The sequence below is a fragment of the Streptomyces sp. JNUCC 63 genome, assembly GCF_054366325.1.
Genome location: NZ_CM135963.1, coordinates 8,238,048 through 8,259,333, shown reverse-complemented (window position 1 = coordinate 8,259,333; position 21,286 = coordinate 8,238,048). Strand labels below are relative to the sequence as shown.

Genomic DNA, 21,286 nt, shown 5'->3' with positions numbered 1-21,286 from the left:
TCAAGTCGACTGAGCTCTTTCAGTTGGCCCACTAACGATCTTTGGTCGCTAGTGCTGTGACCGGGAAGGTTCGCCGGGTTGGTGGTTAGGGCGGTTGGATGGGCGGTGACGTCGGTTTTGATCGCTGGAGGTGTGGTGGCCGAGCCTGTGCGGGTGCGCAGACTGACCGATCACGAAGGGCAGAAGCTGCAGCAGATCGTGCGCCGGGGAAGTACCGACTCGGTGCGCTACCGGCGGGCGATGATGCTGCTGGCATCGGCCGGCGGGAACCGGGTCCCGGTGATCGCGCAGGAAGTCATTGTCAAGAGTTGTGGATCAGTTGAGGTGGCTCAGGCTGCGCTGAGCTCGGGGCACTCGATGAGCTGTCCGCGTTCGAAGCGGTCCCCGGCGCGGACGAGGGCGACGAGGTGGGGCGCGTTCACCGCCCACCACCGGCCCTGGGCGGACTCGACGCGTTTGAAGACCATGGCCAGCACGCCGTGGCGTCCGGTGTTGGCGATGGCGGGCAGCAGCGGCGGCACGGTGGCCAGTGCCACGGCGCACGGCGAGGCGACGATCATGAAGGTCATGGCGCGCAGCAGCGTGGACCGCAGGCGAGCTTGTCAGCTGCGTGGCGGCGTGACCTGCACCAGTGTCCGCGCGTTGAACAGACCTCACGTGAATTCAGAAATCCTGTGCGGGCACGCCGGCCGGGTGAGGCGGTCGCCGTAGGCCCGGGCTGAGGGCTTCCCCCCTGACCGCCGCACGGCGGCCCGGTCAACGCCGGATGGCGGACGTCATGGGCACAAAGCCCTGGCGGGGCAGGGCGGCTGCCGCGATCCGGTCGGTGACCCGCCTGCCCCGGTATGCCGGGGCTCATCGCGCCGGCAATTCCAGGCGACTCGCTGCCGCATGGGTGAGCAGACGTCAGAGATCACCTTGAAGGCCTAATCGATCACCGATTCGCCTGTTCTATTGGGCTATTTGACGCGCCATCAGCAGCTGGGGAGTACCCCGTTCGGCTCTCCGGCGCCGGCCCTTCCCGTATGCCCGAAATGACGGCTCCGGGGGCCGTCGGTACGTTCAATCACACGGCGGCCGTCAAAGCCCGCCTCTCAGAGAAGGAGCACAGCAACATGATCATGTCCCGTTCCTCTGCCATCACCGCGGGCGTAGCGGCCGCCGCCGCTCTGACCGCGACCGGCATCACCTACGCCACGGCCGCCCCCGCGCCCCAGGCGGCCCCGGCCGTCGTCCAGCAGGCGCCCGCTCCCGCCCAGGCCCCCCTGGATGGCGGAAGCGGACAGGGGAAGGGCAACGAGGGCAACGAACGCGGCGAGGGTGGCGAACGCGGCGGCGAACGCGGCGGCGAACGCGGCCACGAGAAGAAGGAGCGCCACCACAGGGTGGGCCGGATCTTCATCAACGAGCGGTCGTTCTCAGCCCACCCGGACGGCTGCATCACCGTGGTGAGCGGCCTGGGCTCCAAGAGCTTCAACATCCGCAACGACAGCAAGAGGACCGTCGAGTTCTTCCGCGGGGCGACCTGCGACAACGGCGCCCCCGTCGCCACGGTCGGCCCCCACAGCGAAGCCAACGGCGTCAAGGTGCATCACGTCCACGATGGCGTCAAGGTCAAGAACGGAGTGGTGGGCAGCTTCCGGGTGATCCACCGCCACCACGGCAAGGAGGGCTTCGGCTTCGACGAGTTCGACGACTGAGCCAGCCGCCTGAGGCGAACCATGTAGAACCCCGGCCCGCCGTAATCGGGCCGGGGTTCTGGTCTCAGCCCCCGCCTCCCGTGGGCACCCCGCTCGTGGTGCCCGCCCCCGACCACTGCCTGACAGTCCACGTGCCTGCCACGCCATCCTAAAACCGGACAGTAGGCGCTGCGAGCCTGCCCGCGCCGACGTCCACCTGCTCCACCGGCTCACCCCCAAGCAGATTCCCGCTGGAACACCCCCTGTTGGCGCCATTCCCGAGCAACGGCCACCGGTCTCCTTCGCGGCGGTCGGGCGAGCCCGAACGGGTGACGAAAACGCAGACCGCACGCCTGATCCGGCTCCCCTTGCCCGGCCTATGACAGCAACGGTCGGCACCATTGAGGGATCTCCAGCTACCGGGTGGCCTTGGCGGCCGCCGAGCGTTGTCCTTGTCGGCCCTGTAGTCCCAGCTCGGACACCAGGGAGCAAGTAACCCGCCGGTAGATTTCAGTACCTGTTTCTCAACCTCCGCCCGGGTGATGGCGTCGAGGGAGTGATGACTACGCTCGCGCGCACCGTGATCGTGTGGTGCCGCAGCACAGGGGTAGGCGAAATATGCAGAATCTGTTCCGGAACGGTGGTCCGGTCGACATCGCGATGGGATGGCTCGCCGTGCTGCTCTCGACCATGCTGCTGATGAAGGGTATAGAGCTGGCCCGGCACGGAGCTTCGCTGTGGTGGCCCGTGATAGCCGGTGCGATGGTCGTCCTCAGCCTGCACGGGCTATATCGCCGCCGCCCCACAGTCGCCAGAGCAGAGTATGAGCAGGGCTGAACTGGTCTCGCTCAGGCCACGGACTTGCCATGAGTCATGCGCCGGGTCATGAGGGTGATCGCTGCCCAGGTGCTGAGGCTTTCGCTGTGCTGGACGAGCCTCTCGTAGTCCCTGGCGTGGCGGCGGGCGCGCATCCACTTGAGGGCCGGTCGGCGAGCCAGTCCGGGAGGAGGACGTCGCCCACCTGTCCCCGTTCCGCTACGCGCACCTGCGCGCGGACCGTCACCGTCGGCCAGGAAGGCGAACGACGCCCGGCGTCACGGTCGCGCTGGGCTCTGGGTACGACAGCGCTGATCCGGCGACACTGCGGCTGGTGACAGGCCCGGACCGCCGCGCCAACGATCGTGCGGCCATCGCCGGCCACGGCCGCATACAGCCGGGCCTTCCAGAGGATTCACGGTTCGGTCAGCCGGTTCGGTCAGCCGGTCCGGCGGGAGCGGGAGCGGGCCAGCCAACCGAGGGTGACGGCGATCAGGCCCACCAGCATGGCGACGTAGGCGCCGCCTAGCCCGTTGCCGGTGCCGAGACCGCCGTCGGCGGTGGCCGCAACCGACCCGCCGACGACCACGGCGATCAGACCCGCCACGAGAGCCGTGACGGCCCCGTTCCGCCGGGCCCAGGTGCCGATGTGACCCTGACCGGTGGGGCGGGCCAGGGCCAGGCCGCCGTTGACCGCGCCGAGGAGGCCGACCAGTGCGGCCAAGGAGGATCCGATGCGGCCGGCGCTCAGGGTGTAGACGCTTGCGGCGACCGGCTGGGCAGTGGGGTCCGCGGCCGCCGGTTCGGCGAGCGCGAGACCGCTGATCAGGGCGGCCGCGGCGGCGGCGGCAAGCAGGCGACGAACAGACATTCGAGGTGCTCCTTCTCTTCCTGCGACTGGGCGTCACCTGAGCATGTCTGCCGGCCCCACCCACGGTCGTCCGGCGGACGCAGACACTTCGCACTGCCGCCGATGCCGCATCCGGCTACCACGGACGCCGCAGGAGGCGCGAAGGTACTGCGTGTGCGGTAGCCGGCCGCTCGTTCACGAGGGGGACCCGCCCGCGGCGGCAGCCAGCTAGGGTGCGCGCATGAGTGCAGGCGAGTCCGGTGTTCGGGCCCGGTTCGGAGATTGGGGCATCGCTGTCGGCGTGGTGGCGGCGCTGCTGGTCACAGGGCTGTCCGGGCAGCGTTCCGCCACGGGCCTCGCCTTGCTCGGGTACGCGCTGCTGACGATCGGCGGGCTGGCGCTGGGCGCACGCCGCCGGGTTCCGGTTGCCGTCCTGGCCGTCACCGGGCTGTGCGCGGTGGGGTACCAGGCGGCCGGTTTCGACGTGCCCGCTGTCGCGTACCTGTTCGCGGTGTACGCGGCCGTACGGGCGGGACACCGCACCGTCACGGTGGCGGCGAGCGTGGTCATGCTGACCTTGCTCCCGCTCGCGGCCCTGGCCTCGGGACTGCACGACACGGGCGAGGCGTTCGCGCAGGCCCGAGGCGCCCTCGAAATCGCCTGGCTGATCGCGGCCGGCGCCGCAGGAGAGGCGCTGCGGCAGGCCGAGCGGCGGGCGGACGAGGCCGAGCGCACCCGGGAGGAGACCGCGCGGCGCCGCGCCGACGAGGAACGGCTCCGTATCGCTCGGGAACTGCACGACTCGCTCACCCACCAGATCTCGGTCATCAAGGTGCAGGCGGAGGTCGCCGTGCACGTGGCCCGCAGGCGGGGCGAGGAGGTGCCGCCTTCCCTGCTGGCGATCCAGGCGGCCGGGCGCGAGGCAAGCCGGGAGTTGCGCGCGACGCTGGAGGCGTTGCGCGACGACGACACGGCCCCGCCGCGCGGGCTCGACGATGTCCCGGAACTGGTGGAGTGGGCCCGTATGTTCGGCCTGGACGTGACGCTGACGATCGAGGGACAGCGACACGACGTGCCGGCCGCGGTGGACCGGACCGTCTACCGGATCGTTCAGGAGTCGCTCACCAACGTCGCCCGGCACGCGGACGCGGCCACGGCGTCGGTCCGGATCGACTGCCGTCCGGACGCCCTCGCGATCCGCATCGACGACGACGGCAAGGCCGCGCCGGCCACCGCCCCGGTACCCGGCCTCGGGCTGCTCGGCATGCGCGAACGCGTCACCGCCCTCGGCGGCCGGCTGCGCGCGGAACCGCGCGGCGAGGGCGGCTTCACCATCCAGGCCGAACTCCCCGTGGATCAGGCGTCATGATCCGTGTCCTGCTGGTCGACGACCAGCCGCTCATTCGCAGCGGATTCCGCGCGCTCCTCGACCTCGAAGACGACATCGAGGTGGTGGCCGAGGCCACCGACGGGAAGAAGGGCCTGGCTCTGGCCAGGGAACACCTGCCCGACGTCGCTCTCATCGACATCCAGATGCCGGTCATCGACGGCATCGAGGCGACCCGGCGCATCGCCGCGGACCCGGTCCTGGCCAGGGTGCACGTCGTCATCCTGACCAACTACGGCTTGGACGAATACGTCTTCGACGCGCTGCGCGCCGGCGCTGCCGGATTCCTCGTCAAGGACATCGTGCCGGAAGACTTCCTGCACGCCGTACGCGTCGCCGCTCGCGGCGATGCCCTGCTGGCACCCTCGATCACCCGCAGGCTGATCAACCGGTACGTCACCCAGCCGCTCCCCACCGGCACCGAGACGGGGCTGGAAGAGCTGACCACCCGCGAACGCGAGGCTGTTGTCCTTGTCGCGCAGGGCCTGTCCAACGACCAGATCGCCGACCGCATGGTGATCAGCCCGCTGACCGCGAAAACCCACATCAACCGGGCCATGGCCAAGCTCCAAGCCCGTGACCGCGCTCAGCTCGTGGTCCTCGCCTACGAATCCGGCCTGGTAACCCCACGCAACTCCTGACATCCACGGCCCGGGTCCTGGCCTGCCCGCCGATGATCCTCTTTCTGAACGCCCTCGCAAGCTTCACAAGCTGTGCTTCGCCGTGCCTTCGGGAGCCCCTGACACTCACGGGGCGGATCGCGCGGCCCGTGCCGCATCGTCTGCGGCCTCCCGGGGGCAGGGAATGGCCAGAGGTATCAGGTCGAGCCGCTTGTCCATGTCTAGCGCGATGCGCCGGAAATCACGCCATAGGTGCCGCCGGATTCGGCGTAGACCCGTTCGATCAGCGGCATGAGCTGCTCGTCGCGGAGCCGGCGGGCCGACTTCGGCCGCTTCTTGCGGGCGAAGTACGTCGACGGCGACAGCTCCAGCACCCGGCAGACGGGATCGACCCCGAGGCCCTTCTGGCGCAGGTGGTCGATCACTTGCTCGGCCTCGTCCGGGGACGGTCGATCTCCTGGGCAAAAAACACGCTGGCGGCTTTCAGGATCTCGTTCGCCCGCTTCAACTCCGCGACTTCTTTGCGGAGTTGCTTCAGCTCCTCGCGTTCGGCGGTGGTGAGCCGGTCGTCTCGGTCACCGGCGTCGGCTTCGGCCTGGCGGACCCATCCCCGCAGGGCTTCTTTGTGGATGCCGAGGTCCCGGGCGACATGCGCGACCGGGCGGCCGGTGGTGCGGACCTCGCGGACGGCCCGCTCGCGGAGCTCGTCCGGGTATTTACGTGGTGCTGGCACTGCTCGTGGTTCTCCTTCGAGCCAGGATCATAAGCCTGGCTTCAGGGACTCCACGAAACCGGGGTCAGCTCAGTGCTGGTGTTCGGCGCCGCAGTGGCTGCCCTGTACGGCATCGGCCGACACGGGTGGGCCACGATCTTCGCCGTCGTGATCGCGGTCAACACCGTCCTCGCGACGCTGGACCGGCACGCTTTGACGCATCAGGGGGCCTGACCGATTCCTGTGTCGCTCGAAAATACGATTCGGTGCTGTGAGCTGCGGCGAGGCCGTTCGGTCAGGCGGTTCTCTGGTACTGGTTGATCAGGCCGCCGAGGAGGGGTTGTCGCCGGATTCGCTGGGCCTGGAGGTCGGTGACGTTGGCTGGAGCGGGCGGTTTGGTGCTGTCCAGGGGCAGTTGCCGCCGGGAGCGGTCAACCGCATGTCCGGCGCCTACCGGGGCGAGGCCAAGACCGACGCCCGCGACGCCTACGTCATCGCCGACACCGCCCGCCTGCGACAAAGCTTCGCTCCCCTCGACGTCCCCACAGACCTGGCCACCGACCTGGCCTTGCTCACCACCCACCGATCCGATCTGATCGCCGACCGGGTCCGCCTGCCCAACCGTCTGCACGACGTGCTCACCGGCATCAGCCCCGCCCTGGAAGCCGCCTTCGACCACGCCGACCACAAAGGCGCCCTCGTCCTGCTCACCGGCTACCAGACCCCCGCCGCCCTGCGCCGCTGCGGCCAGGCCCGCCTGACCCGCTGGCTCGCCGCCCGAGGCGTGCGCCACCCCGAAACGGTCGCCGCCACCGCCCTCACGGCCGCGCACGCCCAGCACATCCAACTGCCCAGCCAGGAAACCGCCGCCGGCATCACCGCAGACCTCGCCGCGCAGGTGCTGGCCCTGGACGAACGACTCAAGCAACTCGGCTGGCAGATCAGCGATGCCTTCCGCACCCATCCGCAGGCCGCCGTCATCGAGTCGCTGCCCGGCATCGGCCCGATCCTGGGAGCCGAGTTCCTCGTCGCCGCGGGCGACCTGGCCACCTATCCCGACCCCGGCCTGGTCCCCGTCGCCAGAGACTCCGGACGCCGCACCGGCAACCTGCACCGGCCCCAGCGCTACAGCCGCCGCCTGCGCAGAGTGTTCTACCTCTCCGCGCAGACCAGCATCATCCGCGACGGCCCCAACCGCACCTACTACCTCAAGAAACGAGCCGAGGGCCACAAACACATCCCCACTGTCATCGCCCTCGCCCGCCGCCGCGTCGACGTCCTCTGGGCCCTGCTACGCGACAACCGCCCCTTCACCACCACCCCACCGGCAAGGACACACACCGCCACAACAGCTTGACCCGGCCATTAAGACTCCGCCAACCGCGATCACACGTTGCGGATCACTTGAAGCAGCGACGTACGTAGCGTCCACCAGCCACACCGCCCCCGGCACCCACAGTCGCGAAGACCAGTGTCCGGAATGCTGCTCCTGCTGTGGTACTCCCATCCCGCTGTACATACTCCCCGAGGAGCGTTCGTGTCACGGGGATGGAGTTGCCGGCCTGGCTCTGGGATGGCACGTCTGCATGCTCATCAAGCTCACCTGTCTCCGAGCGGAAGACACCCAGGCAGACCCGCTTCGGCGTACCCCTCGAACCAGATCTCGTCCCACACCGATCGATCTGCAGTGTGCCAGTTGCCGCGCCTGTGCCCAGAGCGGCGGCCCAGTCGAGCGCACCCCACGCCACAGAACCGCCCAGCATAAAGAGGGCAAAGAGGAACCAGCCGGCGGCGTACAGGGCGAGGCGACGCCGTGACGGATCAGATCGTGCAGCGCTCGATTCCATGTGATCCCCTCCCCGAGATCCCCCCAGCCAGCCGTCCGAGGCGAATCAGGCCGAGACATGACAGCTGCCGCCTTGATCTTCGCAGGCCGAGGCCGTACGCCGGAACGCCCGCGCCCGCCCGGGACATAACGGGCAGACAGCCGCCCACGGCGAGGCCGTCACGCCACAGAAGAATCGAGGTCAGCCAGGCCTGTGGGGCTCGAAGGCGGGTGCTGACCAGCAGCAAAGACTTCACGAGCCCCACAGGGCCGCGAGGGAGGCGGGGAGACCCCCCGGATCAGAGCTGCGTGCGCGGGCCGCCGCCCGCGGTCATCCCGCCGTCGACCGCGAAGTCCCCGCCAGTCATGTAGGTGCTGTCGTCGCTCGCCAGGAACACCGCGAGATCGGCGACCTCGACGGGAGTACCGATCCGCCGCAGGGCCAGGAAGTCGTAGTAGTCGTCGCTCCTGTCGGGCCCGGCCACCGCGTGCAGCATCGGCGAGTCGATGTATCCGGGATGGATCGCGTTCACCCGGATCCCGTACCGGCCCAGTTCGAGCGCCGCGCTCTTGGCGAGCCCCCGCAGCCCCCACTTCGACGCGCTGTACGCGCTGGCGCCGCACCCGCCGACGAGCGCCAGCACCGAGCAGACGTTCACGATCGAACCGCCGCCGGCAGCGCGCATCGGCTCAATGACCGCCTGCGTCCCGAGGAGCGCGCCGACCAGGTTCACCTGCAGCATCCTGGCGAAGTCGCCGGGTGTCTCGGACTCGATGCCCCGCTGCCAGTGCACCCCGGCGTTGTTGACGAGGACCCGCAGCGGCGGCCATCCGGGGTCCAGGCCCTCGATCGCGGACGCCCAGTCCTCCTCGGAGCCCACCGTCCAGCCGGACGAAGCGCGCCCGCTCCCCCAGCTCCCGGGCGAGTTCCCGGCCCTTGTCCTGGAGCACGTCGGCGATCAGGACATGGGCGCCGGCCTCGACGAACCGCCGGACCTCGACCTCCCCCTGCCCCTGCGCGCCTCCTGTGATGACCGTTGTCCGCCCGTCGAGCCTGCGCATGCTGCGTCCTTCCGCGTAGGTGTCGTCGCTTTCCACGTTCAACACGGGTTCGCCCGGGCCCCCGGCCGCGTTCGCGAGGCAGGAGCGGTCGCGCAGCCCTCAGTGCCGGGGCAGCAGGTTAGACCGGCTCAGCTCGCCGACTGAGGCCGTCCCCATCATCGTCATGTCGCGGACCATCTCCTCCTTGAGGATCCGCAGCACGTCGGCGACTCCCTCAGTGCCTCCCCCGGCCAGCCCGTAGACCAGGGGGCGGCCCACCAGGCAGGCGTCCGCGCCCAGGGCGAGGGCGATGATGACATCGGAGCCGGACCTGATGCCGCCGTCCAGCAGCACCTCGGCCCGGTCCCCGACCCGCTCGGCGATCGCGGGCAGCGCCCGCAGCGTGGGCTGGACGGCGTTCAGCTGGCGGCCTCCGTGGTTGGAGACGACGACGCCGTCCGCGCCGATGTCCACAACCCGCTCGGCGTCGTCGGGGTGCATGACCCCCTTGACGAGCAGCGGGCCCTCCCAGCGCGACCGGATCCACTCCAGGTCCGCCCAGCCGATGTCCGCGGTGAGGTTGTCCGACTGGACCTCGACGGACTCGAAGCCGCCCTGGCGGCTCTCGTCGGCCACGAGGTTGCGCAACGTGGTGCGCCGATGCCGCAGATACCCGTATGACCACCGCGGCCGGGTCGCCGCGTTCAGCACCCGGGCCGGGGTGAGCGTCGGCGGCAGGTCCATCCCAGTGCGCCGCTCGCGCAGCCGGTTGCCGTACACGGGCACGTCGACCGTGACACACAGGGCGGTGAAGCCGCTGTCCCTGGCCCGGTCCATCAGCGACGCGATCAGGGCGCGGTCGCGCCACGGGTACAGCTGGAACCAGTGGTTCTCGGCGGTCCCCCGCGCCACTTCCTCGATCGAGTACGCCGACGCGCTGCTGAGCACCAGCCGCGTACCGGCCCGCTCGGCCGCCCGGGCCGCCCCCAGGTCACCGTGCCAGTGCGCCGCGCCCGCCAGGCCGGTGGGCGCCAGGAGGACCGGGAGGTCCAGCGAGGTGCCCGCGATCTTCACCCGGAGGTCGACACCCGAGGTCTTGGTGAGCACCCGCTGGTTGAGGTACCACTCCTGGTAGGCCTCCCGGTTCTCGCGCAGCGTCCGCTCGTCGTCGGCGCCGTTCTCGATATAGGCCCACACCATGCCGGGGACCCGGCTGCGCGCCCTTTTCCGCCAGTCCTCGACGGTCAGCGGTGCCGTGCGTCCGGCGAGCCGGAACCGGAATCCCTTGGTCATCTCCGCCGCACCCTCGCCGTCAGGCATGCTGCCACCTCAGGAGCCACCGCTCGAACAAGGTGAACAGCCAGTTCATGACGATCGCGACGACCATCAGCTCGACGAGGATCGCGAAGACCGTGTTGATCTGGTACGAGGACGAGTACAGCACGATGTCCTGGCCGAGGCCGCCCGTCGCGGCGACCATCTCCGAGGCCACGACACCCAGCAGGGCGTAGGTGAAGGTCAGCCGCAGCCCGGCCATCATGGTCGGCACGGCCGACGGCAGCACGACCTTGAGCAGCAGCGTGGACCGCTTCAGCCCGACCACGCGCGCCATCATCATCAGGTCGGCGTCCACCGACCGCACCGCGGAGCGGGCGTTCTCGGCGAGGATGAAGAAGACGATGCTGACCGCGAGGACCACCTTGGCGGTGAGGGTCAGTCCGAACCAGGCGATGAACAGGGGGGCGAGCGCGATACGCGGGATGCTGTTGATCGGCGCGAGGAACGGACCGACGATCGCGTTCAGCGTGGGGCTGAGGCCGAGGACGAGTCCGGCGACCGTACCCGTCACCGAACCGATCACAAAGGAGACGGCGACCGCGGTGCCCGTGTCCTTCAGCGATGTCAGGGCCTTCTCGGACGGCAGGTAGTCCACCATCGCGTCCCAGACGCCGTTGGGGCGCCCGAAGAGGTTCTCGTCGACCCAACCCTTGCTGGACGCGGTCTCCCACAGGACCAGGAAGCCGACGAGGAGCGCCACCCGGGCGGCGTAGATGAACGCCTTCGACTGGAGCGGCCCGGAGCGCTTGGCTGTCTTCTCCTTCTCGGCCGGGCGGGTGCTCACCGCGGTCGGCCTCTCGGTGGTCGTGGTCACGGTTCCCGCCCCTTCAGCTCGCAACCCGCGAGGCCCGGTCGCCGATGGCGCCCTCGAGCCGCTCGAACAGGTCATGGGTGGTGCGCTTGAACTCATCGGTGAACTGGATCTCGCCCAGGTCCTCGGCCCGCGGACGGGGAAGGTCGATGACGCGGTCCTCGGCGACGCGGCCGGGGTTCGGCAGCATCACGATCACCCGGTCGGCCAGCAGCACGGCCTCGGTGAGGTCGTGGGTGACGAAGATGACCGTCTTGCGCTTGTCGCTGCCCTGGTGCTGCTCCCAGATCCGCAGGAACTCCGCCTGCAGGGTCAGCTTGGTACGGGCGTCGAGCGCAGCGAACGGCTCGTCCATGAGCAGGATCGACGGGTCGGCGGCCAGCGTGCGCGCCAGCGCGACGCGCTGCCGCATGCCCTGCGAGAGCTGCAGCCGGTACTGGGACTCGCGGCCCTTGAGCCCGACGAGGTCGAGCATGTCGCGGGCGCGCTCCTGGCGCCTGGTGCGGTCCCAGCCGCGGGTCTCCAGCGGCAGCTCGACGTTCTTGCGGGCGCTGCGCCACGGCAACAGGGCGTCCCGGGCGAACATGTAGCCGATGTCCATGTTGGGCAGCTGGGGCGCCTGACCCGCGAGACTGACCTCGCCGTGCGTGGGCTGGACAAGGCCGGCGAGCATGTTCAGCATCGTCGTCTTGCCGCAGCCGCTGGCTCCGACGAGGGCGACGAACTGGCCGGCCTCGATCTCGACGTTGACGTCCTTGAGGGCCACAAGCTCCTTGGCCTTGCCGTCCGAGCCGGCTGCGGCCCGCTGTCCCTGGAGCCGGAACACCTGGTTGACGTCCTTGAACGAAATCAGCGGTGATGCTCCGGTTCCGGCGGTGGATTCGACCGTCATGGTCGACCTCCGTTCAGTCTCGTCTGCAAACGTCACACCGGTTGGGGTTCGGCGCGGGGTCAAAGTAGAAAATCTCACGTTGAACGCAAGATTACAAGTAAAGTCATCCGGTCCGCCGCCTCCGCCCCTCACTCGTGGCACCGGTCGCGGCACGGCCGGGCCCGGGGCGGCGTTCGCAGCCGCCCCGGGCCGAGGCCCTATACCACATATGCATTGGTCAGCCCTTGGGCTCGACCACCAGGGAATCCCACGTGGGGTCGGGCTGGGCCTTGAGGATGCCGAGCTTGACGTAGGCGTCGAACGTCGTCTCGAGCCTGGCCTTGTTCATCTTGGTGTTGAAGTCGCCGTAGGTCTGCTCGACGGTGAGCTTGGCCACCGGCGGCGTCACACCCGCGTCCTTCACCAGCATGTCCTCGCTGGCCTTGGCGTTCGCCGGGTCCTTGATGTACGTCAGCGCCTCGTCGATGGCGTCGCAGAAGGCCTTGGCGACCTTGGGCCGCTCCGTCAGGAACCTGGTGGGCGCCACCCAGGCGCTGCCGTAGTAGTCCCTGTAGGCCGACGGACCCTCCGGCATGTAGATCAGTTCCTTGCCGGACCCGGCGTTCTCGATGAACTGCTTGCCGGTCGGGTTAACCTGGGCCACGTCGACGCTGCCGTTGCCGAGCGACGCGATCGCGGCGCTGCTCCCGCCGCCGAGGTTCACATAGGTGACGTTCTTGACACCGGCCTCCTTCAGTGCGGCGGCGAAGATCAGCTGGAGACCCGAGCCGACGGGGGTCTGGATGCCGACCTTCTTGCCCTCGAGGGACTTCAGCACCTCCTGCCAGCTGGCGCCCTCCTTCGTGGAGGGGAGCTTGGAGCCCTTGGGCGCCATCAGGGTGGTTTGGAGGACGTTGATGCCGCCGCAGAAGAAGGCTCCCTTGGAGCCGGCCTGCCAGCCCTGGCCGAGCGTGCCGACCGTCACGATCCCGACATCGGACTTCGTAGCCTCCAGGCCCTGCATGCCCTGCAGGTTGGCCGGCTGTTCGGTGACGTCGAGCTTGATACCGCGGTCCTTGAAGTAGCCCTCCTGCTCGGCGATCTTCACCGGGAGCCGGTAGGACTGGGCCGGGTACATCATCACGCGGACGGTCTCCTCGCCACCGCCCTCGGACGACGCCTTCGTACCGCCGCCGCTGTCGTCACCGCACGCGGCGACGGTGACGGCCGCGAGCAGACCCGCCGACGCGAGAGCTATGCGGGATCGGAACTTTCTGCGCACTGCGAACCTCCACTCGGTGCCCCCGCCGACGGCTGGCGACGGTAAGGCAGCATTTCACGTTCAACGGCAGATAACAACGATCGGAACGCCCCCGGATGTCGCCCGCGGCGGATCAGCCGCCCAGCTCCTGGGCCACCGTGTAGGCCAACGTCAGACCGCGGCTCAGCGCGAACCCGCTGTTGTACCCGGTGCCCGTGGCGGTGAGCGCGGCGACCGAGCCCACCGCGTGCAGCCCGGGCACGGCGTTCCCCTGCTCGTCCAGCACATGGCCGGACTCGTCGATGTGCACCCCGCTCGACCCGATCCCGGTCCCCAGGAAGCGCAGCCGCAGCCCGTGGAAGGGCGGCTCGGACACAGGACCCAGGACGGGGTTGGGGTGGTGGGCGGCGTCGCCGTAGAAGCGGAGGACGTAGTCCAGGGACCCTCGGTCGAAGTCCGGGTCCTCGCCGCGCTCAGCGTGCTCGTTGAACGAGGCCGTCGTCTTCTCCAGCTGCTCACCGTCGATGCCCAGGGCCTCGCCCAGCTCGCGCAGCGTCGGCGCGGAGGTCACCGTGCCCTCGGGGTATGCGCCGCCCGGCCGGACGGCGCCCAGGCCGTACTTGCGGTGGTGCTGCTCGTCCCAAATGAGGAAGAACGGCAGGTGCGGGTCGTCCGGGTCCAGCGCCTTGGCGACGATGTCGACCCAGTACGAGTCGTTGCAGAAGCGGCGGCCGGTCCGGTCAACGATGATCGCGTGCGGCTTGGCGAACTCCGGACCGTAGGCGAATCCGGCACCGGGCGCGGACTCCCAACCGGGCAGCATCGGCACGCTGGTCGCCGGGATCTTGGCCACCGCACCGCCGACGGCACGGGCGAGCGCGATCCCGTCCCCCCGCAGGCTCTGCGGCGCGATGCTCCCGAAGTCGTCCGGGCCGAGCCCGAGCAGTTCGCGGACCAGGTCGGGGTTCCAGTCGTAGCTGCTCGTGGCCAGCACCACGGGTCCGCGGCGCTCGACCGGGCCCTGCTCGCCCTGCGCCCGTACGCCGATGACACGGCCCTCGTCGTCGCGGAGGAGTTCGGTGACCGGATGGGAGGTGAGGATCTCGATGCACTCCTCCTTGAGCGCCCTGGCCAGGAAGCTCGCGAACACTCCGGTGCCGAAGGTGAGGGGGTCGGGCTTGTTCTCGTCCGCCTGCCCGGCGGTGGGCTCCGCCGGCGCACGGGTGAGGCCGAACCCCTGCGCCTCCTCCTTGCGCGCACCGCCGTCACCGCTGTCGTCGCCCCGCACCCTGCGGCCCTCGACGAACATCTCGGCGTAGGTGGTCCCGACGGGGAAGTACGGGCTCACCCGCATCCGCTGCCGCCAGTCGCCGAGCACCCGACCGTCGATGACCTCGTTGGTCAGGTACCGCCCGGCGCCGAGCGCGCCGTCCGCCTCGGCGTGGTAGTCGGCCAAACCCGGGATCACCGTCCAGCGGATCGCGCCGATGTCCTCCCAGTAGCGAATCGCCTCCGGTGCCAGCGTCAGCCAGTGGTCCATGGCGCGCGGATCGAGCGCTTCCGGCACGGCGTGCGCGATATCGCGTACGTACCGCTCGGTCAGCTCGCGGCTGTCGTTCTCGATGCCCTCGCGCCGGGCGACGTGGTTGTCACCGACCCAGACCTGGCCGCCCGAGTAGGCCGCGGCCCCGCCGACCAGGTCGGCCGATTCGAAGACGGTGACCGAACAGCCGCGCAGGGCCGCGCCGATGGCGGTCGCGATACCGGAGAGCCCCGCGCCGACGACGATGACGTTCCTGCTGTCAGGGGTTGCGGGCATGCTGAAAGTCTCCTGTTCCTTGGCGGAGTGGCGGTGAGGGCTTACGGAACGACCACGAGGGTGTCGAAGGACGGCTCGGGTTCGGCCTTGAGGATGCCGAGGTCGATATAGGTGTCGAACGTCTTGTCGAGCCTGGCCTTGTCGAGCTCGGTCGAGTGGTCGTCGTAGGTCTGCTCCACGACGAGCTTGGAGACCTCGGGGGTCACCCCGGTGTCCTTGGCCAGGATCGACGCGCTGGCCTCGGTGTTGGCGGGATCCTGGATGAACTTCAGGGCCTCGCCCATCACGTCGCAGAACGCCTTGGCCGCCTCGGGCCGCTCCTGAAGAAACTTCCGGGTTCCGGTCCAGCCGCTGCCGTAGAGCTCCTTGTACGCATCGGGCCCATCCGGCAGGTAGACCAGCGGCTTGCCGGAGCCCGCGTCCAGCATGAACTGCGTGCCCGTGGGGGAGATCTGCGCCGCGTCGACACTGCCGTTGCCGAGGGCGGCGACGACCGCGCTGGGGGACGTACCGATGTTCACATAGGTCACATCCGTGACCCCGGCCTCTTTGAGGGCGGCGGCGAAGAGCAACTGGACCCCCGAGCCGACCGGGGTCTGGATGCCGATCTTCTTGCCGTCCAGGGCCTTGAGCGCCTCCTGCCAGGAGGCGCCGTCGTCGGTGGACGGGAGCTTGGAGTCCGGGGCGGCCATCAGCGTGGTCTGGATGACGTCGAGACCGCCGCAGAAGTAGGCGCCCTTGTTCCCGGCCTGGTAGCTCTGGGCCAGTGTGGCGACCGACATCTGACCGATGTCCGACTTGGTGGCATCCAGGCCCTGCATACCCTGCAGGTTGGTCGGCTGCTCGGTGATCTCCAGCTTGAGACCGTGCTTCTCGAACAGCCCCCGCTCCTGCCCGACCAGCACCGGAAGCCGGTATGCCTGGGCGGGGTACATCATCACCTTCACGGTCTCCACGTCCCCGTCCCCGGCCGACGCCGTCTGTGCGGCGTCGTCGCCACCGCCGCAGGCGGCAACAGTGGCGACCAGCAGGCCGACCCCGGCGAGAGCGATGCGGGACTGCAACCTTCTGCGCATGGCGATCCTCCGCGTTCGAGCTCCGCGTGATCCACGTCACGACAGGCTCAGCATTTCACGTTGAACGAGAGATAACAATGCTTAACGTGGCGGAAACCGCCCGGAAACGCCGGTCGGGCAGGCCCTCGAAGAGGGCCTGCCCGACCGTTGTTCTCTTCGGTGGGGGGTGGGGCTAGTGGAGGCTCCACCCTCCGTCCACCGGCAGCGTGATACCGGTGATGTACGAGCCCGCGTCCGACGCGAGGAGCAGCAGCGCACCGTACAGCTCGTGCGTCTCTCCGACCCGGCCGAGCGGGGTACGGGCCAGCACCTTGCTGGTACCGATCTCGGTCTCCAGGAGGGGGCCGGTCAGCTCGGAGGCGAAGAAGCTCGGGGCAAGTGAGTTGACCCGGATGCCGTACCTGGCCGACCACTGCATGGCCAGGTCGCGGGTCATACCGTTCATCCCGGCCTTGGACGAGGAGTAGGCGACCTGGGGGATGTCCCCGCCGCTGATGCCCAGCGCGGAGGAGACGTTGACGACCGAACCGCCGTGTTTGGCCTTGATGCACGCGCGGCCGAACGCCTGGGCCATGTAGTAGGCGCCGGTCAGGTTGATGCCGATGACCCGGTTGAAGTCCGCCGGGTCCTCCTTGTGCGCCGGGGCGGCGTGGCCGACCCCGGCGTTGTTCACCAGGATCTGCACGTCGCCCAGCTGCTCGACGGCCGCGGCGACCAGGGCGTCGCAGTCCTCGACCTTGGAGACGTCGGTCGGCACCGCGATGCAGCGGCGGCCGGTCGCCTGGATCTTGTCCCTGACCTCTTCCAAGCGCTCGACCCGGCGGGCGCCGAGCACCACATCCGCACCGGCGTCGGCCAGCGCCTCGGCGAAGCCGACACCGAGGCCGGAGGACGCGCCGGTGACGATCGCGACCTTGCCGTCGAGCCTGAACTGGTCCAACACGCTCATGTGTGCCTCTAATCCTCTCGGAGTGGGGGTGCTTGCCTGGTTGGCGGTCACTCGCCGCGGAACACCGGGGAGCGGCGCTCCTCGAACGCCTTGCGGCCCTCGGCGACGTCGTCCGACGCGAAGATCGCGGGCATGAGGTTCTCGCCCTCGCGGTAGTGGCCGCCCGCGGCCTTGTTCAGCGTCCACTTGGTGGCCGCGACGGCGAGCGGGGCGCGCTTGGCCATGCGGGTGGCCAGCGCGGTGTATTCCTCCACCAGTGACTCGTGGGCGACGACCTTGTTGACGAAGCCGTACTCGCGGGCCTCTTCGGCGCTCAGGTCGTCGGAGGTGTACGCCATCCACGCCACCCGGCGGCGGCCGATCATGTCGATGCCGCGGGTGATGGTGACCGCGGGCACCAGGCCGTGGTTCATCTCGCGCAGGCCGAAGCGGGCCTTGTCCGAGGCGATGACCAGATCGCAGGCGAGCGCGATCTCGGTGCCGAAGCCGAAGGCGTAGCCGTTGACCGCGCCGATGACGACCTTGCCGAGGCGCTCGATGGCCTCGAAGGGCGCGTGGGCGAGGCGGATGAACTTGCGGCAGTTGCCCATGCTGTCGAAGGTCATCCCGCCGAGGTCGGCGCCCGCGGAGAAGGCCTTGCTGTTGCCGCCGGTCAGGACGACGGCGCAGACGTCGTCCTCGTCCTCGAACGACGCGATGGTCTCCGCCAGTTCACCGAAGAGCGTGGGACTGCCGGCGTTGAGAACGTCGGGCCGGTGCAGGGTGACCACCGCGTAGCGCTCCGCCGGGTACTTCTCGACGTACAGCGTCTCCTTGTCGATGCGCTCCATGTCAGCCATATCTGTTCGCTCCTCGGCGAGTCTGATTGCTTGTTTTACGTCCAACGTTAAGTATAGCGCGCAAGTCTGCCGTCCCGCACGCCGCCCCGACCGGCCGGGTCAGAGTGCTTCGACGATGGTGGCGTTGGCCATGCCGCCGCCCTCGCACATCGTCTGGAGGCCGTAACGCCCTCCGGTGCGGCGCAGGTTGTGCACCAGCGTGGTCATCAGCCGGGCGCCGGTCGCACCGAGCGGGTGGCCGAGCGCGATCGCCCCTCCGAGCGGGTTGGTCTTCGCCGGGTCGATGCCCAGCTCCTGCAGCCAGGCCAGCACGACGGGCGCGAACGCCTCGTTGATCTCGTACTGGTCAATGTCGCCGATCGACAGGCCGGCCTTCTTCAGCGCCTGCTGGGTCGCCGGGATGGGCGCGGTCAGCATCAGGACCGGGTCGGCGCCGGTCACGGTCATCGTGTGCACCCGCGCGAGCGGGGTCAGGCCGTGGCGCTCGACCGCGGCCTCGGAGGCGATGACGAGCGCCGCGGCGCCGTCGGAGATCTGGCTGGAAACGGCGGCGGTGATCCGGCCGCCCTCGGTCAGGGTCTTCAGGCCCGCCATCTTCTCCAACGAGGTGTCCGGGCGGGGGCCCTCGTCCACCGACAGGTCACCGAAGGAGACGATCTCCTCGTCGAAGGCGCCTGCCGCCTGCGCGGAGATCGCCCGCTGGTGGCTGAGAAGCGCGAACTCCTCCATCGCCTCGCGGGTGATCCCCCACTTCTCGGCGATCAGCTCGGCGCCGCGGAACTGCGACACCTCCTGCGTGCCGTAGCGGGCGGTCCAGCCGGGGCTGTTGTACGGGGCGCCGAGCCCCTGCTGCTCGCCGATGATCGCCGGGCTGGAGATCGGGACGAGGCTCATCACCTCGACGCCTCCGGCGACCACCAGGTCCTGGGTGCCGGACATGACGCCCTGGGCGGCGAAGTGCACGGCCTGCTGCGCCGAGCCGCACTGGCGGTCGACGGTCGTGCCGGGGACGTGCTCCGGCAGTCCGGCGGACAGCCAAGCGGTACGGGCGATGTTCGTGGACTGGGCGCCGATCTGGTCGACGCAGCCCAGGATGACGTCCTCGATTTCACCGGCGTCCACACCGGCCCGCTCGACGGCGGCCTTGAGGGCGTGCCCGGCGAGGTCGGCGGGGTGGACACCGGAGAGGCTGCCCTTCCGGCGCCCCACGGGGGTACGGACAGCACTGACGATGTAGGCCTCGGCCACGGATCTTCTCACTCTCAGAAGGTGGGGTTCACGGTGACGACCGTGCGGCCGACGGAGTGGCGGCCGGCTAGGAACTCATGCGCTGCGGCGATCTCGGACGCGGGGAAGACCCGCGCGACCACCGGTGCGACACCGCGGTTCTCGAACAGGTCGAGGACGCGGGCCACGGAGGGACGGACCAGCTCGGGGTTGCTGCGCAGCCAGTTGCCGAGCGTGAAGCCGGACACCGAGATGCCCAGCTCGAACAGCGTGTGCAGGCGGAATCGCCTGCTGCCACGCCCGCTGCTGGCGCCGACGCTGACCAGGCGCCCGCCGGGCGAGACGCACTCCAGACTGCGGCCGAGCACGTCCCCGCCGACCGACTCCAGCACCAGCGGCACTCCGCGCCCGCCGGTGACGTCCCGGACCACCTCGGCGAAGTCGGCCTCGGTGTAGTTGACGACGACGTCGGCACCCCACTCCCGGACCCGCTCCAGCTTCTCGTCGGAGCCCGCGGTGGCGATGATGCGGCCCGCCCCGTAGGCCCGGCACAGCTGGACGCAGGCCGAGCCGTAGGCGCCTGCCGCGGCCTGGACCAGGACGTCCTCGCCCTTCTCCAGCCGCCCGAGCGTCATGATCGCCGCGTCCGCGGTGAGGTACGGGCCGGCGGCGCCCGCGGCTTGGGCGTCGTCCAGCGTGTCGGGCACGGGGTAGAACTGCTCGGCGGGCGCGGCGATGTACTGCGCCGCGGCGCCGCCGCGCGGGATCACCCCGAAGACCCGGGTGCCCGGCGGCGGCCCTTCGGTGTACGGACCGGCGCCGACCACCACTCCGGTAAGGTCGTGGCCGGTGACATAGGGCGGCTCGGGAGCGCCCGGGTACTTTCCGGCCCGCTCCAGCAGGTCCGCCCAGTTGATCGCGAAGGCACGCACCTCGACCAGCAGCTCGCCCGGCCCCGGTACGGGAACCGGTACATCGTCCCAGCTCAGGACCTCCGGACCGCCGTGCAAGGGGAAGCGCAGACCCTTCATGCCAGGCCCGGACGGCCGGGTGGCGCCGTCCGGGCCGATCTCCCGGCTTGCGGCGCTCATACCTCGTTCATCCCCGCGGGGATGCCGTCGACCATGCGGTCGTGGTACTCGCAGATGCCGTAGCCGGTCGCGCCCTGGTAGTCGATCTTCATGATGACCTCGGCGAGCCGGGCCACCTCGCCGTCGCGGCGGTTGCGCAGCGGCACGTTGTGGAACACGCTGCCGCTCGCCTCGACCTGCTCCCCCGACTCCGTGGTCATCGAGACCCGCATCGCCGTCGGGTAGTAGGGGGCGTCGCCGTACTCGCTCTTGACGGTCACCTCGTTGACCAGCTCAAGGACACCGTCGCGCAGCACCATGCCGTTGCCGGGCGACTGGGTGTCGCCGATCTTCTGGCTCCAGGCGACAAAGCCGTTCCGCTCGTCGACCATGCAGGAGATCCAGCGCCAGTAGTGCGGGCCCTGCCACTTGCGCGGCCCCCAGGAGTGGTCGCGGAAGCCGAGTCCGTTGATGTCGCGGCGCTCGCCGTCCACCTCGACCCAACCCCGCACCGTGCAGGGGCCCTGGTAGTGGCCGACCGCGATGCTGTCCTCGGCGCCCTGGATGCCCGAGCCGCCGCCGAGCCCGTAGACCGGGACGACGTTGTCGTAGTGCAGCTCCAGCTTGATCGGGACCACCGGGCTGGTGGTGAAGGCCTTCTTCGGGTCGGCCAGGTCGGTGCCCTTGTTCAGCAGGTGGGACGTGCCGTCGAAGGTGACCTTGATCTTCCGCAGCGGCTCGACGACCTCGAACTTCAGGCCCGCGGCCTCGAACTTGTCGTTACTGCTGATCTCCGCGCGGTCAAAGCGGATCGCCGCCTTCCCGCCCGGGAGGTAGAGCAGGACGGTGACTTCAGCGTGTCCTTCGTTGACGCGGTTGCCCATGCGGATCAGGACGGCGAAGCCGGACTCACCGTCCACGAAGTTGTAATAGGCCGACTCGTTGAACTGCGGGTGGTCGGTCGGCTCGTGCATGTACTCGTCTTCGGCGAGGATCGGTGTGATGGCCATGCTCCTATTTGACCCTTCACGTTAGATGTTATGCAATACTCAAGGAGAACTTTTTTAACGTAACGCGTCATATTTCCAGGGGGGA

20 protein-coding genes and 4 pseudogenes are annotated in these 21,286 nt (G+C 69.4%); 7 read left to right on the top strand and 17 right to left on the bottom strand.

All coding sequences use genetic code 11. The annotated features are described in order from the left end of the window. Positions 1-135: 135 nt before the first annotated feature. Positions 136-297, top strand: a pseudogene (locus ACX25U_RS38505) (IS630 family transposase); the annotation flags it as partial. A 32-nt stretch (positions 298-329) separates the two neighbouring features. Here the strand turns inward: ACX25U_RS38505 and ACX25U_RS38500 are convergent. Further along, positions 330-473, bottom strand: a pseudogene (locus ACX25U_RS38500) (IS256 family transposase); the annotation flags it as partial. Between the two features lie 642 nt (positions 474-1,115). Between ACX25U_RS38500 and ACX25U_RS38495 the strand changes: the two are divergent. Both ACX25U_RS38495 and ACX25U_RS38490 read left to right on the top strand, forming a co-directional pair. After that, a complete protein-coding gene (locus tag ACX25U_RS38495) occupies positions 1,116-1,700 on the top strand; it encodes a hypothetical protein (RefSeq protein WP_454386984.1) in 585 nt (194 codons plus the stop codon). A 597-nt stretch (positions 1,701-2,297) separates the two neighbouring features. Then, entirely contained in the window at positions 2,298-2,516 is a 219-nt protein-coding gene (locus ACX25U_RS38490) for a hypothetical protein (protein ID WP_454386982.1), read from the top strand. A 32-nt stretch (positions 2,517-2,548) separates the two neighbouring features. Here ACX25U_RS38490 and ACX25U_RS38485 read toward each other — a convergent pair. Both ACX25U_RS38485 and ACX25U_RS38480 read right to left on the bottom strand, forming a co-directional pair. After that, positions 2,549-2,697 (bottom strand): annotated as a pseudogene (locus ACX25U_RS38485) (IS5-like element IS4811 family transposase); the annotation flags it as partial. A 237-nt stretch (positions 2,698-2,934) separates the two neighbouring features. After that, positions 2,935-3,366 carry a DUF6223 family protein gene (locus ACX25U_RS38480; protein WP_454386980.1) on the bottom strand — a complete coding sequence of 144 codons (432 nt, stop codon included), beginning with the start codon at positions 3,364-3,366 and terminating at the stop codon, positions 2,935-2,937. 220 nt (positions 3,367-3,586) lie between these two features. On the opposite strand from ACX25U_RS38480, the gene ACX25U_RS38475 reads away from it, so the two are divergent. Next, positions 3,587-4,714 carry a sensor histidine kinase gene (locus ACX25U_RS38475; protein ID WP_454386978.1) on the top strand — a complete coding sequence of 376 codons (1,128 nt, stop codon included), beginning with the start codon at positions 3,587-3,589 and terminating at the stop codon, positions 4,712-4,714. Beyond that, entirely contained in the window at positions 4,711-5,373 is a 663-nt protein-coding gene (locus ACX25U_RS38470) for a response regulator (protein WP_454386976.1), read from the top strand. The genes ACX25U_RS38475 and ACX25U_RS38470 overlap by 4 nt, the downstream gene beginning before the upstream one ends. A gap of 200 nt (positions 5,374-5,573) precedes the next feature. Here ACX25U_RS38470 and ACX25U_RS38465 read toward each other — a convergent pair whose 3' ends face one another. Then, positions 5,574-5,777 (bottom strand): hypothetical protein, encoded by a 204-nt coding sequence (locus ACX25U_RS38465; protein WP_454386974.1) that lies wholly within the window; start codon positions 5,775-5,777, stop codon positions 5,574-5,576. After that, the gene (locus ACX25U_RS38460) at positions 5,774-6,085 is read right to left on the bottom strand and encodes a transposase (protein WP_454386973.1); all 312 of its coding nucleotides are present in this window, start codon (positions 6,083-6,085) and stop codon (positions 5,774-5,776) included. Before ACX25U_RS38460 ends, ACX25U_RS38465 begins: the two co-directional genes overlap by 4 nt. 72 nt (positions 6,086-6,157) lie before the next feature. Between ACX25U_RS38460 and ACX25U_RS38455 the strand changes: the two genes are divergently transcribed. After that, entirely contained in the window at positions 6,158-6,298 is a 141-nt protein-coding gene (locus tag ACX25U_RS38455) for a hypothetical protein (protein ID WP_454386971.1), read from the top strand. Positions 6,299-6,479: 181 nt separating this feature from the next. Next, positions 6,480-7,421, top strand: a pseudogene (locus ACX25U_RS38450) (IS110 family RNA-guided transposase); the annotation flags it as partial. Positions 7,422-8,188: 767 nt separating this feature from the next. Here the strand turns inward: ACX25U_RS38450 and ACX25U_RS38445 are convergent. The 12 genes from ACX25U_RS38445 to ACX25U_RS38390 all read right to left on the bottom strand — a co-directional run bounded on the left by ACX25U_RS38445 (position 8,189) and on the right by ACX25U_RS38390 (position 21,201). After that, entirely contained in the window at positions 8,189-8,770 is a 582-nt protein-coding gene (locus tag ACX25U_RS38445; RefSeq protein ID WP_454386969.1) for an SDR family NAD(P)-dependent oxidoreductase, read from the bottom strand. Positions 8,771-9,050: 280 nt separating this feature from the next. Further along, entirely contained in the window at positions 9,051-10,250 is a 1,200-nt protein-coding gene (locus tag ACX25U_RS38440; RefSeq protein ID WP_454386967.1) for an alpha-hydroxy acid oxidase, read from the bottom strand. After that, the gene (locus tag ACX25U_RS38435; protein ID WP_454386965.1) at positions 10,243-11,082 is read right to left on the bottom strand and encodes an ABC transporter permease; all 840 of its coding nucleotides are present in this window, start codon (positions 11,080-11,082) and stop codon (positions 10,243-10,245) included. The genes ACX25U_RS38440 and ACX25U_RS38435 overlap by 8 nt, the downstream gene beginning before the upstream one ends. Before the next feature lie 13 nt (positions 11,083-11,095). Next, a complete protein-coding gene (locus ACX25U_RS38430) occupies positions 11,096-11,971 on the bottom strand; it encodes an ABC transporter ATP-binding protein (protein ID WP_454386963.1) in 876 nt (291 codons plus the stop codon). A 217-nt stretch (positions 11,972-12,188) separates the two neighbouring features. Further along, a complete protein-coding gene (locus ACX25U_RS38425) occupies positions 12,189-13,232 on the bottom strand; it encodes an ABC transporter substrate-binding protein (RefSeq protein ID WP_454386961.1) in 1,044 nt (347 codons plus the stop codon). Between the two features lie 112 nt (positions 13,233-13,344). Next, positions 13,345-15,030: an FAD-dependent oxidoreductase gene (locus tag ACX25U_RS38420; RefSeq protein WP_454386959.1), complete on the bottom strand. Its 1,686-nt coding sequence runs from the start codon at positions 15,028-15,030 to the stop codon at positions 13,345-13,347. Between the two features lie 41 nt (positions 15,031-15,071). Then, positions 15,072-16,106 (bottom strand): ABC transporter substrate-binding protein, encoded by a 1,035-nt coding sequence (locus tag ACX25U_RS38415; protein ID WP_454386957.1) that lies wholly within the window; start codon positions 16,104-16,106, stop codon positions 15,072-15,074. A gap of 172 nt (positions 16,107-16,278) precedes the next feature. Then, complete coding sequence (locus ACX25U_RS38410; protein WP_454386955.1) at positions 16,279-17,055, bottom strand: SDR family NAD(P)-dependent oxidoreductase; 777 nt, start codon at positions 17,053-17,055, stop codon at positions 16,279-16,281. Positions 17,056-17,102: 47 nt separating this feature from the next. Further along, positions 17,103-17,894, bottom strand: a complete 792-nt coding sequence (locus tag ACX25U_RS38405; protein WP_454386953.1) for an enoyl-CoA hydratase/isomerase family protein — start codon at positions 17,892-17,894, stop codon at positions 17,103-17,105. Positions 17,895-17,993: 99 nt separating this feature from the next. Beyond that, complete coding sequence (locus tag ACX25U_RS38400) at positions 17,994-19,142, bottom strand: acetyl-CoA C-acetyltransferase (RefSeq protein WP_454386951.1); 1,149 nt, start codon at positions 19,140-19,142, stop codon at positions 17,994-17,996. 14 nt (positions 19,143-19,156) lie between these two features. Beyond that, entirely contained in the window at positions 19,157-20,212 is a 1,056-nt protein-coding gene (locus tag ACX25U_RS38395; protein WP_454386949.1) for a quinone oxidoreductase family protein, read from the bottom strand. Continuing rightward, the gene (locus ACX25U_RS38390) at positions 20,209-21,201 is read right to left on the bottom strand and encodes a DUF7064 domain-containing protein (protein WP_454386947.1); all 993 of its coding nucleotides are present in this window, start codon (positions 21,199-21,201) and stop codon (positions 20,209-20,211) included. The genes ACX25U_RS38395 and ACX25U_RS38390 overlap by 4 nt, the downstream gene beginning before the upstream one ends. Between the last annotated feature and the right edge of the window lie 85 nt (positions 21,202-21,286).

Bases quoted from the DNA above. Each gene is read 5' to 3' on its own strand.
- ACX25U_RS38495 (WP_454386984.1), top strand. From the start codon at position 1,116: ATGATCATGTCCCGTTCCTCTGCCATCACCGCGGGCGTAGCGGCCGCC.
- ACX25U_RS38490 (WP_454386982.1), top strand. From the start codon at position 2,298: ATGCAGAATCTGTTCCGGAACGGTGGTCCGGTCGACATCGCGATGGGA.
- ACX25U_RS38480 (WP_454386980.1), bottom strand. From the start codon at position 3,366: ATGTCTGTTCGTCGCCTGCTTGCCGCCGCCGCCGCGGCCGCCCTGATC.
- ACX25U_RS38475 (WP_454386978.1), top strand. From the start codon at position 3,587: ATGAGTGCAGGCGAGTCCGGTGTTCGGGCCCGGTTCGGAGATTGGGGC.
- ACX25U_RS38470 (WP_454386976.1), top strand. From the start codon at position 4,711: ATGATCCGTGTCCTGCTGGTCGACGACCAGCCGCTCATTCGCAGCGGA.
- ACX25U_RS38440 (WP_454386967.1), bottom strand. From the start codon at position 10,250: ATGCCTGACGGCGAGGGTGCGGCGGAGATGACCAAGGGATTCCGGTTC.
- ACX25U_RS38430 (WP_454386963.1), bottom strand. From the start codon at position 11,971: ATGACGGTCGAATCCACCGCCGGAACCGGAGCATCACCGCTGATTTCG.
- ACX25U_RS38420 (WP_454386959.1), bottom strand. From the start codon at position 15,030: ATGCCCGCAACCCCTGACAGCAGGAACGTCATCGTCGTCGGCGCGGGG.
- ACX25U_RS38415 (WP_454386957.1), bottom strand. From the start codon at position 16,106: ATGCGCAGAAGGTTGCAGTCCCGCATCGCTCTCGCCGGGGTCGGCCTG.
- ACX25U_RS38410 (WP_454386955.1), bottom strand. From the start codon at position 17,055: ATGAGCGTGTTGGACCAGTTCAGGCTCGACGGCAAGGTCGCGATCGTC.
- ACX25U_RS38405 (WP_454386953.1), bottom strand. From the start codon at position 17,894: ATGGCTGACATGGAGCGCATCGACAAGGAGACGCTGTACGTCGAGAAG.
- ACX25U_RS38395 (WP_454386949.1), bottom strand. From the start codon at position 20,212: ATGAGCGCCGCAAGCCGGGAGATCGGCCCGGACGGCGCCACCCGGCCG.
- ACX25U_RS38390 (WP_454386947.1), bottom strand. From the start codon at position 21,201: ATGGCCATCACACCGATCCTCGCCGAAGACGAGTACATGCACGAGCCG.